Annotated in this window: 9 protein-coding genes, 3 tRNA genes and 3 rRNA genes; 11 read left to right on the top strand and 4 right to left on the bottom strand. The window is 48.8% G+C overall.

Features of this window, described 5'->3' with window-relative positions:
* The first annotated feature begins 348 nt into the window (after nucleotides 1-348).
* The 8 genes from L9P36_RS10400 (at nucleotide 349) to L9P36_RS10365 (ending at nucleotide 7007) form a co-directional block, all read left to right on the top strand.
* A 16S ribosomal RNA gene (locus L9P36_RS10400) occupies nucleotides 349-1901 on the top strand.
* A 65-nt stretch (nucleotides 1902-1966) separates the two neighbouring features.
* A tRNA-Ile gene (locus L9P36_RS10395) sits at nucleotides 1967-2043 on the top strand.
* 39 nt (nucleotides 2044-2082) lie between these two features.
* Nucleotides 2083-2158 (top strand) — tRNA-Ala (locus L9P36_RS10390).
* Between the two features lie 239 nt (nucleotides 2159-2397).
* Nucleotides 2398-5288 (top strand): 23S ribosomal RNA (locus L9P36_RS10385).
* 95 nt (nucleotides 5289-5383) lie between these two features.
* Nucleotides 5384-5499, top strand: a 5S ribosomal RNA gene (gene rrf, locus L9P36_RS10380).
* The 16S, 23S and 5S rRNA genes sit together here with 3 tRNA genes alongside, the layout of an rRNA operon.
* Nucleotides 5500-5535: 36 nt before the next feature.
* Nucleotides 5536-5612: transfer RNA gene (locus L9P36_RS10375), tRNA-Asp, on the top strand.
* 187 nt (nucleotides 5613-5799) lie between these two features.
* On the top strand, nucleotides 5800-6135 hold the full coding sequence (locus L9P36_RS10370; RefSeq protein ID WP_237466597.1) for a DUF1904 domain-containing protein: 336 nt from the start codon (nucleotides 5800-5802) through the stop codon (nucleotides 6133-6135).
* 41 nt (nucleotides 6136-6176) lie between these two features.
* Entirely contained in the window at nucleotides 6177-7007 is an 831-nt protein-coding gene (locus tag L9P36_RS10365; RefSeq protein WP_290368707.1) for an endonuclease/exonuclease/phosphatase family protein, read from the top strand.
* Here the strand turns inward: L9P36_RS10365 and L9P36_RS10360 are convergent.
* Entirely contained in the window at nucleotides 7004-8560 is a 1557-nt protein-coding gene (locus tag L9P36_RS10360) for a LysM peptidoglycan-binding domain-containing protein (RefSeq protein ID WP_237466595.1), read from the bottom strand. The two genes, L9P36_RS10365 and L9P36_RS10360, sit on opposite strands and share 4 nt — an antisense overlap.
* Before the next feature lie 69 nt (nucleotides 8561-8629).
* A complete protein-coding gene (gene gloB, locus L9P36_RS10355; RefSeq protein ID WP_237466594.1) occupies nucleotides 8630-9385 on the bottom strand; it encodes a hydroxyacylglutathione hydrolase in 756 nt (251 codons plus the stop codon).
* Nucleotides 9386-9408: 23 nt separating this feature from the next.
* On the opposite strand from gloB, the gene L9P36_RS10350 reads away from it, so the two are divergent.
* On the top strand, nucleotides 9409-10164 hold the full coding sequence (locus tag L9P36_RS10350) for a methyltransferase domain-containing protein (RefSeq protein ID WP_237466593.1): 756 nt from the start codon (nucleotides 9409-9411) through the stop codon (nucleotides 10162-10164).
* Between the two features lie 10 nt (nucleotides 10165-10174).
* Here L9P36_RS10350 and rnhA read toward each other — a convergent pair whose 3' ends face one another.
* Nucleotides 10175-10636 (bottom strand): ribonuclease HI, encoded by a 462-nt coding sequence (rnhA, locus tag L9P36_RS10345; protein WP_237466592.1) that lies wholly within the window; start codon nucleotides 10634-10636, stop codon nucleotides 10175-10177.
* Nucleotides 10637-10682: 46 nt separating this feature from the next.
* Between rnhA and dnaQ the strand changes: the two genes are divergently transcribed.
* Both dnaQ and L9P36_RS10335 read left to right on the top strand, forming a co-directional pair.
* Nucleotides 10683-11432: a DNA polymerase III subunit epsilon gene (gene dnaQ / locus L9P36_RS10340; protein ID WP_237466591.1), complete on the top strand. Its 750-nt coding sequence runs from the start codon at nucleotides 10683-10685 to the stop codon at nucleotides 11430-11432.
* Nucleotides 11429-12691 (top strand): TIGR03503 family protein, encoded by a 1263-nt coding sequence (locus tag L9P36_RS10335; protein WP_237466590.1) that lies wholly within the window; start codon nucleotides 11429-11431, stop codon nucleotides 12689-12691. Before dnaQ ends, L9P36_RS10335 begins: the two co-directional genes overlap by 4 nt.
* 111 nt (nucleotides 12692-12802) lie before the next feature.
* Here the strand turns inward: L9P36_RS10335 and L9P36_RS10330 are convergent, their stop codons facing one another.
* A complete protein-coding gene (locus L9P36_RS10330) occupies nucleotides 12803-15013 on the bottom strand; it encodes an acyl-CoA dehydrogenase family protein (protein ID WP_237466589.1) in 2211 nt (736 codons plus the stop codon).
* Nucleotides 15014-15225: the final 212 nt, after the last annotated feature.

Genomic DNA, 15225 nt, shown 5'->3' with positions numbered 1-15225 from the left:
AAACTGCATTTTTTCTTATTTTGCCCCTTGCCAAGAAAAAATCTCTCCCTATAATGCGCCCTCGTTGTCACGGCAAACGTCGGAAACAACGGGTTGAGAAAGTTAAGAAAAAGACTTGACTCAACAGTGAAGTGCAGTAGAATGCACCTCCGCTTCGAGATGAAATCGAAGCTGCTCTTTAACAATGTAACCAATCAATCTGTGTGGGCACTCGTTATTGATAGTCGAAAGATTTAAATCAATGAACTGAGTGACCAAACAAATCGAAAGATTTGGCACAGTCAATTCACATTACGATAGTAATGTAATCAGTATTCATTGAGTCGGTCGAAAGACCAAAAAAACTTTTAATTGAAGAGTTTGATCATGGCTCAGATTGAACGCTGGCGGCAGGCCTAACACATGCAAGTCGAGCGGCAGCGACATAAACAATCCTTCGGGTGCGTTTATGGGCGGCGAGCGGCGGACGGGTGAGTAATGCCTAGGAAGTTGCCCAGTAGAGGGGGATAACCATTGGAAACGATGGCTAATACCGCATAATCTCTTTGGAGCAAAGCAGGGGACCTTCGGGCCTTGTGCTACTGGATACGCCTAGGTGGGATTAGCTAGTTGGTGAGGTAAAGGCTCACCAAGGCGACGATCCCTAGCTGGTCTGAGAGGATGATCAGCCACACTGGAACTGAGACACGGTCCAGACTCCTACGGGAGGCAGCAGTGGGGAATATTGCACAATGGGCGCAAGCCTGATGCAGCCATGCCGCGTGTGTGAAGAAGGCCTTCGGGTTGTAAAGCACTTTCAGCAGTGAGGAAGGTGGTAAGATTAATACTCTTGCCATTTGACGTTAGCTGCAGAAGAAGCACCGGCTAACTCCGTGCCAGCAGCCGCGGTAATACGGAGGGTGCGAGCGTTAATCGGAATTACTGGGCGTAAAGCGCATGCAGGCGGATGATTAAGCCAGATGTGAAAGCCCCGGGCTTAACCTGGGAATAGCATTTGGAACTGGTCATCTAGAGTCTTGTAGAGGGGGGTAGAATTTCAGGTGTAGCGGTGAAATGCGTAGAGATCTGAAGGAATACCGGTGGCGAAGGCGGCCCCCTGGACAAAGACTGACGCTCAGATGCGAAAGCGTGGGTAGCAAACAGGATTAGATACCCTGGTAGTCCACGCCGTAAACGATGTCTACTTGGAGGTTGTTCCCTTGAGGAGTGGCTTTCGGAGCTAACGCGTTAAGTAGACCGCCTGGGGAGTACGGTCGCAAGATTAAAACTCAAATGAATTGACGGGGGCCCGCACAAGCGGTGGAGCATGTGGTTTAATTCGATGCAACGCGAAGAACCTTACCTACTCTTGACATCCATAGAACTTAGCAGAGATGCTTTGGTGCCTTCGGGAACTATGAGACAGGTGCTGCATGGCTGTCGTCAGCTCGTGTTGTGAAATGTTGGGTTAAGTCCCGCAACGAGCGCAACCCTTATCCTTGTTTGCCAGCACGTAATGGTGGGAACTCCAGGGAGACTGCCGGTGATAAACCGGAGGAAGGTGGGGACGACGTCAAGTCATCATGGCCCTTACGAGTAGGGCTACACACGTGCTACAATGGCGTATACAGAGGGCGGCGAACCAGCGATGGTAAGCGAATCCCAAAAAGTACGTCGTAGTCCGGATTGGAGTCTGCAACTCGACTCCATGAAGTCGGAATCGCTAGTAATCGTGGATCAGAATGCCACGGTGAATACGTTCCCGGGCCTTGTACACACCGCCCGTCACACCATGGGAGTGGGCTGCAAAAGAAGTGGGTAGTTTAACCTTCGGGAGGACGCTCACCACTTTGTGGTTCATGACTGGGGTGAAGTCGTAACAAGGTAGCCCTAGGGGAACCTGGGGCTGGATCACCTCCTTACCTAAAGACTACTGACAAGTGTCCACACAGATTGATTTGGTTATAAAGTACGAGCAACGCTTATTGGGTCTGTAGCTCAGGTGGTTAGAGCGCACCCCTGATAAGGGTGAGGTCGGTGGTTCAAGTCCACTCAGACCCACCAATTCTTCTCCAGAAAGAATTGGATGTAAGCGAAATATTTGGGGCTATAGCTCAGCTGGGAGAGCGCTTGATTTGCATTCAAGAGGTCTGCGGTTCGATCCCGCATAGCTCCACCATCTTTAAACGCATTTGCTTAAGTGCTTTTAAAAATGGTTTCGAAAGAAACACATGCTCTTTAAAAATTTGGAAAGCTGACTAGTAAATTCATTTGAATGTAAGTTCAATGAATAACTAAAAATGTTTATTCATATACCCATATGAATAAACGAGTTCTCAAAAACACAATCAAGTGTCTTGAGTACGGCGAAAACTAGAAATCTTGGTGACTGTTCATATAGCCCTCTTCGGGTTGTATGGTTAAGTGACTAAGCGTATACGGTGGATGCCTTGGCAATCAGAGGCGATGAAGGACGTACTAACCTGCGATAAGCCATGAGGAGACGGTAAGAGTCATTACTACTCATGGATTTCCGAATGGGGAAACCCACTTGCATAAGCAAGTATCTTACAGTGAATACATAGCTGTAAGAGGCGAACCGGGAGAACTGAAACATCTAAGTACCCCGAGGAAAAGAAATCAACCGAGATTCCGAAAGTAGCGGCGAGCGAAATCGGACCAGCCCTTAAGTTTTTAGTGTGCTAAGCGAACGTTCCTGGAAAGGACGGCGATACAGGGTGATAGCCCCGTAGCTGAAAGTGCACTTTAGATGAAATCGAGTAGGACGGGACACGTGGTATCCTGTCTGAATATGGGGGGACCATCCTCCAAGGCTAAATACTCCTGATTGACCGATAGTGAACCAGTACCGTGAGGGAAAGGCGAAAAGAACCCCTGTGAGGGGAGTGAAATAGAACCTGAAACCGTATACGTACAAGCAGTGGGAGCACCTTCGTGGTGTGACTGCGTACCTTTTGTATAATGGGTCAGCGACTTATATTCAGTGGCGAGGTTAACCGATTAGGGGAGCCGTAGCGAAAGCGAGTGTTAACTGCGCGTTTAGTCTCTGGATATAGACCCGAAACCGAGTGATCTAGCCATGGGCAGGTTGAAGGTTGAGTAACATCAACTGGAGGACCGAACCGACTAATGTTGAAAAATTAGCGGATGACTTGTGGCTAGGGGTGAAAGGCCAATCAAACTCGGAGATAGCTGGTTCTCCCCGAAAGCTATTTAGGTAGCGCCTCGGACGAATACTACTGGGGGTAGAGCACTGTTAAGGCTAGGGGGTCATCCCGACTTACCAACCCTTTGCAAACTCCGAATACCAGTAAGTACTATCCGGGAGACACACGGCGGGTGCTAACGTCCGTCGTGGAGAGGGAAACAACCCAGACCGCCAGCTAAGGTCCCAAAGTATTGCTAAGTGGGAAACGATGTGGGAAGGCTCAGACAGCCAGGATGTTGGCTTAGAAGCAGCCATCATTTAAAGAAAGCGTAATAGCTCACTGGTCGAGTCGGCCTGCGCGGAAGATGTAACGGGGCTAAGCAATACACCGAAGCTGCGGCAATGTACTTTAGTATATTGGGTAGGGGAGCGTTCTGTAAGCTGTTGAAGGTGAACTGAGAAGTTTGCTGGAGGTATCAGAAGTGCGAATGCTGACATGAGTAACGACAAAGGGAGTGAAAAACTCCCTCGCCGGAAGACCAAGGGTTCCTGTCCAACGTTAATCGGGGCAGGGTGAGTCGGCCCCTAAGGCGAGGCTGAAAAGCGTAGTCGATGGGAAACGGGTTAATATTCCCGTACTGCTGATAACTGCGATGGGGGGACGGAGAAGGCTAGGTGGGCCAGGCGACGGTTGTCCTGGTTCAAGGGTGTAGGTTGAGTGTTTAGGCAAATCCGGACACTTAAGACTGAGACCTGATGTCGAAGCCACTACGGTGGTGAAGTCATTGATGCCATGCTTCCAGGAAAAGCCTCTAAGCTTCAGGTTATCAGGAACCGTACCCCAAACCGACACAGGTGGTCGGGTAGAGAATACCAAGGCGCTTGAGAGAACTCGGGTGAAGGAACTAGGCAAAATGGTACCGTAACTTCGGGAGAAGGTACGCTCTTGATGGTGAAGTCCCTTGCGGATGGAGCTGCTGAGAGTCGCAGATACCAGGTGGCTGCAACTGTTTATTAAAAACACAGCACTGTGCAAATTCGAAAGAAGACGTATACGGTGTGACGCCTGCCCGGTGCCGGAAGGTTAATTGATGGGGTTAGAGGTAACTCGAAGCTCTTGATCGAAGCCCCGGTAAACGGCGGCCGTAACTATAACGGTCCTAAGGTAGCGAAATTCCTTGTCGGGTAAGTTCCGACCTGCACGAATGGCGTAATGATGGCCACGCTGTCTCCACCCGAGACTCAGTGAAATTGAAATCGCTGTGAAGATGCAGTGTACCCGCGGCTAGACGGAAAGACCCCGTGAACCTTTACTACAGCTTGGCACTGAACATTGAGCCTACATGTGTAGGATAGGTGGGAGGCTTTGAAGCAGAGACGCTAGTTTCTGTGGAGCCGACCTTGAAATACCACCCTTGTATGTTTGATGTTCTAACTTGGCCCCATTATCTGGGGTGAGGACAGTGCCTGGTGGGTAGTTTGACTGGGGCGGTCTCCTCCCAAAGAGTAACGGAGGAGCACGAAGGTGGGCTAATCACGGTCGGACATCGTGAGGTTAGTGTAATGGCATAAGCCCGCTTGACTGCGAGAATGACGGTTCGAGCAGGTGCGAAAGCAGGTCATAGTGATCCGGTGGTTCTGAATGGAAGGGCCATCGCTCAACGGATAAAAGGTACTCCGGGGATAACAGGCTGATACCGCCCAAGAGTTCATATCGACGGCGGTGTTTGGCACCTCGATGTCGGCTCATCACATCCTGGGGCTGAAGTCGGTCCCAAGGGTATGGCTGTTCGCCATTTAAAGTGGTACGCGAGCTGGGTTTAGAACGTCGTGAGACAGTTCGGTCCCTATCTGCCGTGGGCGTTGGAAGATTGAGAGGGGCTGCTCCTAGTACGAGAGGACCGGAGTGGACGAACCTCTGGTGTTCGGGTTGTCACGCCAGTGGCATTGCCCGGTAGCTAAGTTCGGAATCGATAACCGCTGAAAGCATCTAAGCGGGAAGCGAGCCTCAAGATGAGTCTTCCCTGAGACTTTAAGTCTCCTAAAGGGTTGTTCGAGACTAGAACGTTGATAGGCAGGGTGTGTAAGCGTTGTGAGACGTTGAGCTAACCTGTACTAATCGCCCGTGAGGCTTAACCATACAACACCCAAGAGGGTTTTACGTACACAAGCTTGATTGTGTTGAGAACGAAGCAAGAACTAGTCGAATAAAGCTTTCCAGATTTAACAAATTTGCTTGGCGGCCATAGCGCTGTGGACCCACCTGATTCCATGCCGAACTCAGAAGTGAAACGCAGCTGCGCCGATGGTAGTGTGGGGCTTCCCCATGTGAGAGTAGGTCACCGCCAGGCTTTAAATTTAAGTTGATGCATCGCATCTGCTTGAGTGGAGCGGTAGTTCAGTTGGTTAGAATACCGGCCTGTCACGCCGGGGGTCGCGGGTTCGAGTCCCGTCCGCTCCGCCACTTATACTAAGCCCAAGTCGAAAGACTTGGGCTTTTTTACGTCTGAAATGCTCAAAATTTTATTCTACTTTACTTCTCGCAAGACCTCCTTGATTCAACTAAAGTTGCAAAAAGGCGCGATCAGAGTCGCTATTTTATTCTGTCTGCTTTGTTATAGTGCCGCTTTATTTGTTGATTGAGTCTTGTTATGCCACATCTACGTTTTCGCGGTATCGAAGCTGATACCCTACAAACCATCTCTACTGATCTTGTTGACGCACTGGTGCCACTCATGAATAGTCCTCGTCTCGATTTTACGTTAGAGCAGGTACATTCAACGTTTGTGTTTGATGGCGAAGTTCATGGTAACCGTTATCCATTTGTTGAGCTGTTTTGGTTCGATCGTGGGCAAGATGTACAGGATAAAGTGGCACAATTGATCACTGAACACTTGCGAGCTGCACTTCCAGCGGTCGATAATATTGCTGTCATCTTCTATCCGCTGACACCTGCGGGTTATTACGATAATGGACAGCACTATTGATACGGTTACTTAAAACGAAACGATTTACCCTTCTTTTTTCTGTGATTGGGCTGGTGTTATCGGCCCTTTCGATTTGGGCTTATACCCAATTTCAAACGCCGAGTCAGACGCAAGTTTGGATTATGACGCCGCAGTATGGGGCCAAACTACATCCAGATTCTTGTTACTTTGAATTAAAAGCCAAGCCGCTTGATCGGGCTGGTGAACTCAAAGTGCTGAGCTGGAATATCTATAAAGGTCAGCGTGATAGCTGGGCTAAAGAATTACAGCGAGTGAGTGTTGGTAGTGACTTGGTGCTTCTGCAAGAAGTTCGTTTAAGCTCAGCATTTCTTGATTATCTTCAGCGTCACCGTATTTATGCTCAGCTTGTACGCGCTTTTGATTATGCTGGCGCCTCGGCGGGCGTAATGACGTTGTCAACGCAATCACCAGTCAGTGCCTGTGGGTTATTGACGACAGAGCCGTTGTTACGTCTACCTAAATCCTTATTAGTAAGTGAGTACCCTTTAACCAATGGGCAGCGATTGCTTGTGGTGAATTTGCACAGCATTAACTTTTCAATGGGGATGGATGCTTTTGAAACGCAGCTAGGCCTTGCTGAGCAAGCATTGCTTACACACAAAGGGCCGATGATTCTGGCTGGTGATTTTAATACTTGGCGTGATGCGCGTGTGGCGGCATTAAGAAAAGTAGCGAATACATTGGGGCTGATTGAGGTTGATTTTACGCCTGATGCACGAATGAGCGTATTTGGTCATCACCTCGATCATATGTTCTATCGTGGCTTGCAGCTGATAAAAGCAGAGGCACCCACAAGTGATGCCTCTGATCATAATCCGATGGTTGCAAGTTTTCACTTGCTCACGCATTAACTACTCATTTTCGTAACATCAACGCGAATCTTTAGTTTTTGTCCTGGCTGTAGATAGCTTTTCTTATTCAGATTGTTGAGTTTGATAATGCTGTCTACAGAAACTCGGTATTTATCTGCAATGGTACTGAGAGAGTCACCGCTGCGTACCTGATGGATCACGGTGCGCATAATCGCTTGTGGTGCTGGCTGTTGCCACACTGCAAGCTTCTGGCCGATACGCAGTGAATCCTTAGGTGCCATACCGTTCCATTCAGCAAGATTGGCTACGGATACTTTGTATTTCTTAGCAAGGCTCCAGAATGAATCGCCAGATTCGACTACGTGCGTGATGCGATGACCACCATGGGCACGGTCTTGAATGCGGTCAAGGCGTTGATCTGAACTCAAACCATAATGACTTGCATCTTTCATCGCGACTGGAATGAGTAAATGTTTACCCACGCGAATGCTGTTGCTACCGAGGTTATTCGCACGCTTGATCACTGCGACTGTGGTTTGGTGTTTTTCAGCAATCACACTCAAGCTATCGCCCGGTTGAATTTTGTAGCGAACGACTTTCATACCTTTATTGCCGTTTTTCGCCATATTGCTGGTGAATACGTCGACTTTGCCAATCGGCAATAGGAAATGATTTGGACCTTCAGGCGCAGTTGCCCAATGGTTGTATGCTGGGTTAAAGCTTTGCAGCTCAGTGACCGTCATATCAGCATATTGCGCAGCCATCGCGAGATCCATTTGAATGCCAGGATCGACGACTTTGAGTTTGGCGTGGTTTTGAATGACTGGCAGTTCAACATCATATTGATCTTTATGTTTGATGATATCGCTCAGTGCCAGCAGCTTAGGCACATAACCTCGGGTTTCTTTCGGTAGGTCCAGATGCCAGAAATCTGTCGGTTTCCCTGCTTTTTTGTTGGCCTTAATCGCGCGTAGGACGCGACCTTCACCAGTGTTATATGCAGCAAGTGCATGCAGCCAATTGCCATCAAAGCGCTTGTAGAGGTATTCCATCAGGTCTAAAGCGGCTTCAGTGCCTTTCACTACATCTCGGCGACCGTCATACCACCAGTTTTGCTCAAGACCAAAGCGGCGGCCCGTACTTGGAATAAATTGCCAAAGTCCAGCGGCACTGCCATGTGAGTAGGCGAATGGGTCAAATGAGCTTTCAACGATGGGGAGCAGCGCGAGCTCAAGTGGCAAGCCGCGCTCTTCGATTTGCTCGACGATAAGATACATAAATGGATCAGCGCGCTTAGCAACGATTTTGAGGTGATTGGGGTGTTTTTTTACATACCAATCACGATAGTAATCGACTCGCTCATCTTCAGGCACAGCCATTTCTAGCTGCATGCCAATACGATTCCATAGGTCTTCTTGTTGCTGTGGGGTCAGTACAACAGGTATTTGCGGCTCTGCTTCTTTTGGTGTGACTGGCGTCATTACCTGCGGTTCCTGAATCGGAGTGCCAGACTCAGATTCTGTGGATTTTTGGGGAACAAGCTGACAACCGCTAAGAATTAGCGCACTGGTCAAAAAAGCAATGCGTTTCATGCAAACTACCTATGGACAAAATGGTTGCCGATAATACGTTCCCCTTTTCAATGTGACAAGGAATTGTGCTTAAAAAACGTCCTTCCAGTGACGTAGCGCACGGAAGACACTTTGCTCATCAAACTTTGACACAGAATCTGATACAGCAGTGTGTACGGCCGCAATATCACAGCGTAAAAATGGGTTAATCTCGCGCTCTAGCGCCATGGAGCTCGGTAAAGAGCAGCGATTGTTCTGACGCCATTGGCTGATTTTTTCGAGATGATTGCGGATGGCTAAATTATTAGGCTCTACCGCCTGTGCAAACCTTAGGTTACTGAGCGTATATTCATGCGCACAATAGATGGCTGTATCATCATGGAGCGCTTTGAGTTTAAGCAGTGAGTCATACATCGCATCCGGCGCTTCAAACAATCGGCCGCAACCGGCAGAAAATAGCGTATCACCACAAAATAGGCGATGGCCCAGCAGATAGCAGATATGATCTTGGGTATGACCGGGGGTGGCGATCACCTGGCATTGATGATTGAGCAGCTTGAATCTATCGCCATCTTCTAAAGGATGAGTGATGCCTAAAAATGGACTATTGGCCGGTCCGTACACTGGTGTGTTTGGGTGCTGCGCAACTAGCGCGGCAATACCATCGGTATGATCGTGGTGATGGTGAGTCACTAAGATGGCCGCTAGTTGTAAGCGTTGATGTTCTAAAAATTCTAATACAGGGGCAGCATCGCCGGGATCGACAATCACAGCTTGTTTGCGATCGTTCTCAATCAGCCAGATATAATTGTCTGAAAAGGCAGGGATAGCTGTTACACTCAACATGTGTTCACTCCGTGGTGATGACCGTGATAACACCAAACGCCTTTCGCTCACAGCTCATTGATGCGCCGCAGTTTTGGCATGACTTCAATCAGGGACCCTGGTTGCAGTCTCAGCTGGATGCGCGATTGGCACCATGGTGGTCACGTTTCTTTGGCTATCATATGCTTAAACTTGGCGGTTTGAGCATTAGTTTGGATAGTCAGGATTGTAGCATTGCCCATCAGGTTTGTGTTGCGCGAACCCATCCTCATCGTCAAATCACAGCCGATCCCTATCAACTTCCCTTTGTCGGTAAATCCTTTGATGCGGTGCTGCTACTGCATCAGTTGGAATTTAGCCAAGATCCGCATCGCTTATTGCGCGAAATCGATCGGGTGATGATGGATGATGGTTATTTAGTGTTGGCGGGGTGGAACCCAGTCAGTGGGATGGGACTCAATCGCTTGTTGCCATGGAAGCGGAAACGTTGTCCATGGCATGGTCGTTTCTTTACCCAAGGTCGCATTGAAGACTGGCTTGCGCTGCTCAATTTTGAAGTGGTGCATCGAGAGCATTTTGGCGTTTGTGCGGGCGCGCATCCTAGTCGCTGGCGTGAACGATTTGATCAGCAGCTATCCCCTTGGCTGCCTTTGCTTGCCAGCAACTATTTATTAATTGCGCGTAAGCGCACCATCCCTTTAAATAAAGTGCGCCCACGTTTAATGGCCAGTAGGCGTCCGGTGGTGGTGGTCAGTAACTATCGCGTTCAGGCGAAACGACAATCCTCTGCTGAGCCTTAATGGCTTGCAATTATTCCGCTTGGTAGCCTACATCTTCTTTCGTCGGTGATTCGGCTGCATGACGCGCAAGATCATCACAACGCTCATTTTCAGCATGACCCGCATGACCTTTCACCCAGCGCCAATCGATTTGGTGGCGCTCTGTTTCTTGGTCCAAAAGCTGCCATAGGTCGGCATTTTTCACCGGTTTTCTATCCGCGGTTTTCCAACCTCGTTTTTTCCAATTGGTGATCCACTGAGTGATCCCTTGACGCACGTATTGGCTATCTGTGGTTAAAATCACCTGACAAGGCTGTTTTAGGGTTTGCAGGGCAACGATGGCGGCCATCATTTCCATACGGTTATTAGTGGTGTGTTTATATCCGCAGCTAAGCTCTTTTTCATGCTGCTGATAGCGCATTACAACGCCGTAACCACCGGGACCGGGATTTCCGAGGCATGAGCCATCGGTGAAAATCTCTACCTGTTTCATCGAATTTGTTAGTATAGGGATAACATTGGCTCAGTCTGACATAACCATGACCCTAAATGCTAGCGACAGTCAGCGCATTATCGTGCTGGATACCGAAACCACAGGTATGAACACCGGTATCGGTGCTCACTATGAAGGCCACCGCATCATTGAAATTGGTGCGGTGGAAATTATCAATCGCCGATTAACGGGCAACCATTTTCACGTTTATATCAAGCCTGACCGTGAAGTCGATCCTGAAGCGATTGCGGTGCATGGGATCACCGATGCCTTTTTGGCCGACAAGCCCAGCTATGCTGACGTGCACCAAGATTTCTTAAACTTCATTCGTGGCGCTGAGATCGTCGCGCATAACGCGCCCTTTGACGTCGGCTTTATGAACCACGAGTTTGCCATGCTTGATAGCAGCATTGGCAAGACTGAGGATTATTGCCAGGTCACCGATACCTTGGCAATGGCTAAAGTACTGTTCCCAGGTAAGCGAAATAACTTGGACGTACTGTGTGAACGATACGGTATTGATAACTCGCACCGTACCTTGCACGGCGCTTTGCTTGATGCCGAGATCCTTGCTGATGTTTATCTGTTGATGACAGGTGGTCAGACTAAACTTGCCTTCAATCAATCAGATGACAATCAAAATAGCGGACAAGGTGTGATCCGCCTTGATGATCGCGCAAAAAAATTAAAGTGTGTGACCCTATCAGCCGATGAACTAGATGCGCACAATGCGCGTTTGGATTTGGTTGAAAAGAAAGGGGCGCCGACCATCTGGCGTCAAGAGGAGACTCAATGACGCGACTGCGACGCATTTTCTCATGTTTCTTAGTGGGGCTAAGCCTTTGGCCCTGCTTTGGTTTACATGCTGAAGGTCAAGCTGTAATGCTGCTGGATAACCGCTTTCGTGTGGATCCCAGTATTCGTCAGGTGGCTTTTTTAATTCATCGAGAAAATGAGTCCACGCCTGTGGTGTTGGTGCGTCCCGATGGCACCAAATATTATGCTTGGCGCCATCCTAAAAATGTTTCTTGGTATGAGGAAAGCACGCTCGACATCATTACCATTAACCATCCAATGCCCGGGCCTTGGCAGGCCATAGGCAAGATCTCGCCAGATAACCAAATTCATGTCATCTCAAATTTAAAGCTCAGTGTATCTAAATTGCCGCAGCGGCTTTATCAGCATGAGCGCTTTAAGTTTACGGCGCGTTTAACCCAAGACGGTGCGCCCTTGGTGATGCGTGACTTTCTAGAGCGAGTTAAACTCACGGTTGAATTTTTACCGATGAAAGGTGACGAGCTCGATGAACCTGTACCAGGCGCGCCCATTGAGAAAACGCTGGGCACCTTTTATGACAACGGTGAAGGTTTGGATGAACATGCTGGGGATGGCATCTTTACCGTTGAATTACCCGTTGAGGTGAAGCCCGGTAAATATCGTGTGCGTATTGTGTCGAGCAATGGCGTTTTTCTTCGGGCTCATGAGCAAGATCTTTTCGTCTTTCCACCACCGGTGAACATTACCTTTATTCAAGGGCAAAGTGTCGACCAAGATCATCAATTGGTGGTGACCTTAAAATCGGGCTCTTTGGCAAGTACCGCGATTGCAGCGCATATTGAAATGCGCGATCCAAACGGCCAGATTTCGGTGGCACAAGGCACCATGGCGCCGGGTGCTGATCGGCTGGTGGTTGATTTACCTAATCCCAAAGAGGTCGGCCGCTATGAATGGTGGGGCTGGATTTATGGTACCGATGAGTATCATCGCGAATATGTGCTTGGGCTTGAAAAGCGAAGCTTTACTATGGCTGCGACCTTACAAATTGATACCAATCTTGAAGCGTTGCGGGCGCGTCAATTAGCCAAACAAAAAGAGGAAGCAGAGCGTGTGGCAGAGCTTGAGCGTCAAGCTAAACGCAAATCTGTGATCCGTTGGGTGGTGATTTTTAACTTGGTGTTATTGGTGGGCACAACATCTGGGATTTTGTTGTGGCAGCGTAAAAAAGCGAAAGCTGAAAAAGCTGCTTCTGAGCTAGCCTTGCCCCCTTCGGATTGATATCCAAGAATGAAAAAAAGAGAAAGCCTTGGCTTTCTCTTTTTTCATATCGCTGATGTTCCTGTTTAATTTATTGCTGTCCAATAGATGTCGTGAATGACACCGACAGAATTAGGCCACTGCCTGCGTATCGCTGTGCTTCTCTTTATGCACCGGCACAAAGGCGGCTAAGCTACTGTGCAGATTGAGCCATAACTCACGTTGAGAGGCGCTGAGTGTGGCTGGCGGCGAGGCAAAATAGTCGAGCAGGACACAGGATTGCTTGGCAAATTCAGTGCGATAGGGTTTGAATTTTTGTAGTCCTTGCCATATTTGAGCGCTGTGCCAAAGCAGCGGCTGTGTCTCGCTAAGCTGAGGGGTAAAACTGTGCTGCCACTGGGTATTTTTAAGCTGAGTTTGCAGCTGATCGGCTTGCTGCACATCAGGCACAATCGGTGAGCGAATTGCTTGGCTCATCAGCCAGCATAAAATACGCCAGCGCTTGCTTTGGTTGCGAACCAAGGCTTGATCCAGACGGTTGAGTTGTCGCCATAGTGGCGTTAAAGCGGCTTCACTGTATCGATGCGGATGGTGGCATTGCTGCACAGTCGCTGCCGCGATATATAAGCACTGCGCATATTCAAATAGTCGCGTTTTTTGCCGTGTGGACCATGGTTGCTGGCCGGTCAGTAGTGCATCTAAATAGAGTGCGAAATTACAGCTGGCTTGATGCATTTTGGCTTGTTGCGGTTGTTTTCTAAAGCGCGCGCTCAATCCCCACCACCGCGCGGCAAGCATGTGACTCAGTTGTAATCCCAGGGTACCAAAAAGCGCACGGTCAAATTGCTTTAGGGCGCGCTGGCGATGATGGCTGTTGTGCTGAAAGCGACGAATGGCCTCATCGCTGTGATGAAAATAGGGGTGGCTGCTATAAAGCAGCTGAATCGCGGCATTGTGCTCAACCCAGGCGATAGAAAATGGGCTACGTTGAAGCTGTTGTTGGCATAGTTCAAGCCACTGTTTGAGCATGCCATGCGCTTGTTGCATCGGGCCATCGCGAAATTGCATCTGTTGCAGTTGTAATATCAGTTGCTGTAATCGATGAAGTCCATATTGATGTGATAAAGCAATACTGAGTTGGCCCAATTCTCGATGTTCATGGAGCGCGCAGTGAAATTGAATGAGTGCGCGCAGTTGCGTGGTTAGCTGCTGGCTTTGTACTAACAGTGGCTCAAGCTGCTCTGGCGCTTGCGTACATTGCCAGTTTTGCCACGTAAGCTGCGCGCTTAAGAGTACGGTGAGCTGCTCAAAGCCCGCTAAAGTCAGAGATGGCGCCGCAATGGCATAGGGCACTAAGGCGCTTTTGCGAAGTTGATTTTTGATTCGCTTGGCTTTTGCGTGACAGCCGAGCAATTGCGAATAATCAACACCAATTCGATGTTGCTGATTGAGCTGGTGGAGTTGCTGCTGGGTGAGCATTATCAAGCATGCATCCTTTTGCGCTTGGATTTGGCACAGCACAATGCAGTGGCTAAAGTGATCCTCGAATTGATTGCAATGACCAAACACAGTGATTTCATGTTCATTCAACTCGCCAGTCAAAGGCGTGATTTTTTCATCGCCATGCGCCAGTGCAAGTTGAGAGGGCGGCACGATCACTTTGAGCTCTTCGCTGGCAATGGCGCTGAGCCATTCATCTTTTTGTTTGTGGTTTGCCCACTGTTTGATCAATTGTTCGGCATGTAAGCGTGCAGGAGAGGCGATCAACGCACCTAACTGGGGCGCAATGGTGCTACAGCGCTGAATCACACGACTGAGAGTAAAGGGCGTAAACTCAAAGCCTTGGTAGCGTTTATCAATACACAATCGATAAAAGCCCTGAGTTTGCAAAAAGGTTTGCCAGCGTTCGGGTTGGGTCGGGCTATAGATTTGCCCCAGCTGCGCGACTGGGCCTGCGAGAAAATTATGCCCTTCGCTGCCGCTGCGCGGCAGGCTTAAATGATTGAGCGTTGCTTGATCGGCTCGTCCTTGGAATAGGCTGCTATCCCAACCGCTTTTAAGATAGTCATAGCCTTGTAATGCTGAATGAAAGTGCTTTTTTAAATGCTTTGCGATATAGGGGTAGAGCGTCAAGCTGAGCGCTTTTTGTCGCAATTGTAGTAGGTTAAGCGGCGTTAAAATCAATAGCGCGAGAACCACGGCCCAAGGGGTGAGTAGGCTGAAAGCAACGCCAAGTATGAGTAAGCCAAGGGTGCTACTGCTAAATAGCCAAAGCCCTGAACGAAGGTAAATTAGGTAGCCACTGAATATCAAAACCCCGAAGGCATAGAGCAAGGACCACATATTCACTCCTTGAACGCATTATCATTGCAATACATTCAGTGTAGATGAGTGGCAGCCGCTTGACTGGGTTGTCTTAACTTTGTCTCACGCTGTCATTATTAGTTTCCAATTGAATGAAAATCGAGCGCCTAAGGCCGTTGATCTTCATACCGAACGGCGTAAAATGTGAGCGCTTGCTTATTCATTGATAAGCATCCCGTCTGATTTTGCGT

The organism is Vibrio stylophorae, assembly GCF_921293875.1.
In the GTDB taxonomy this organism is placed as follows: domain Bacteria; phylum Pseudomonadota; class Gammaproteobacteria; order Enterobacterales; family Vibrionaceae; genus Vibrio_A; species Vibrio_A stylophorae.
This window is presented reverse-complemented; position numbering and strand designations above follow the sequence as displayed.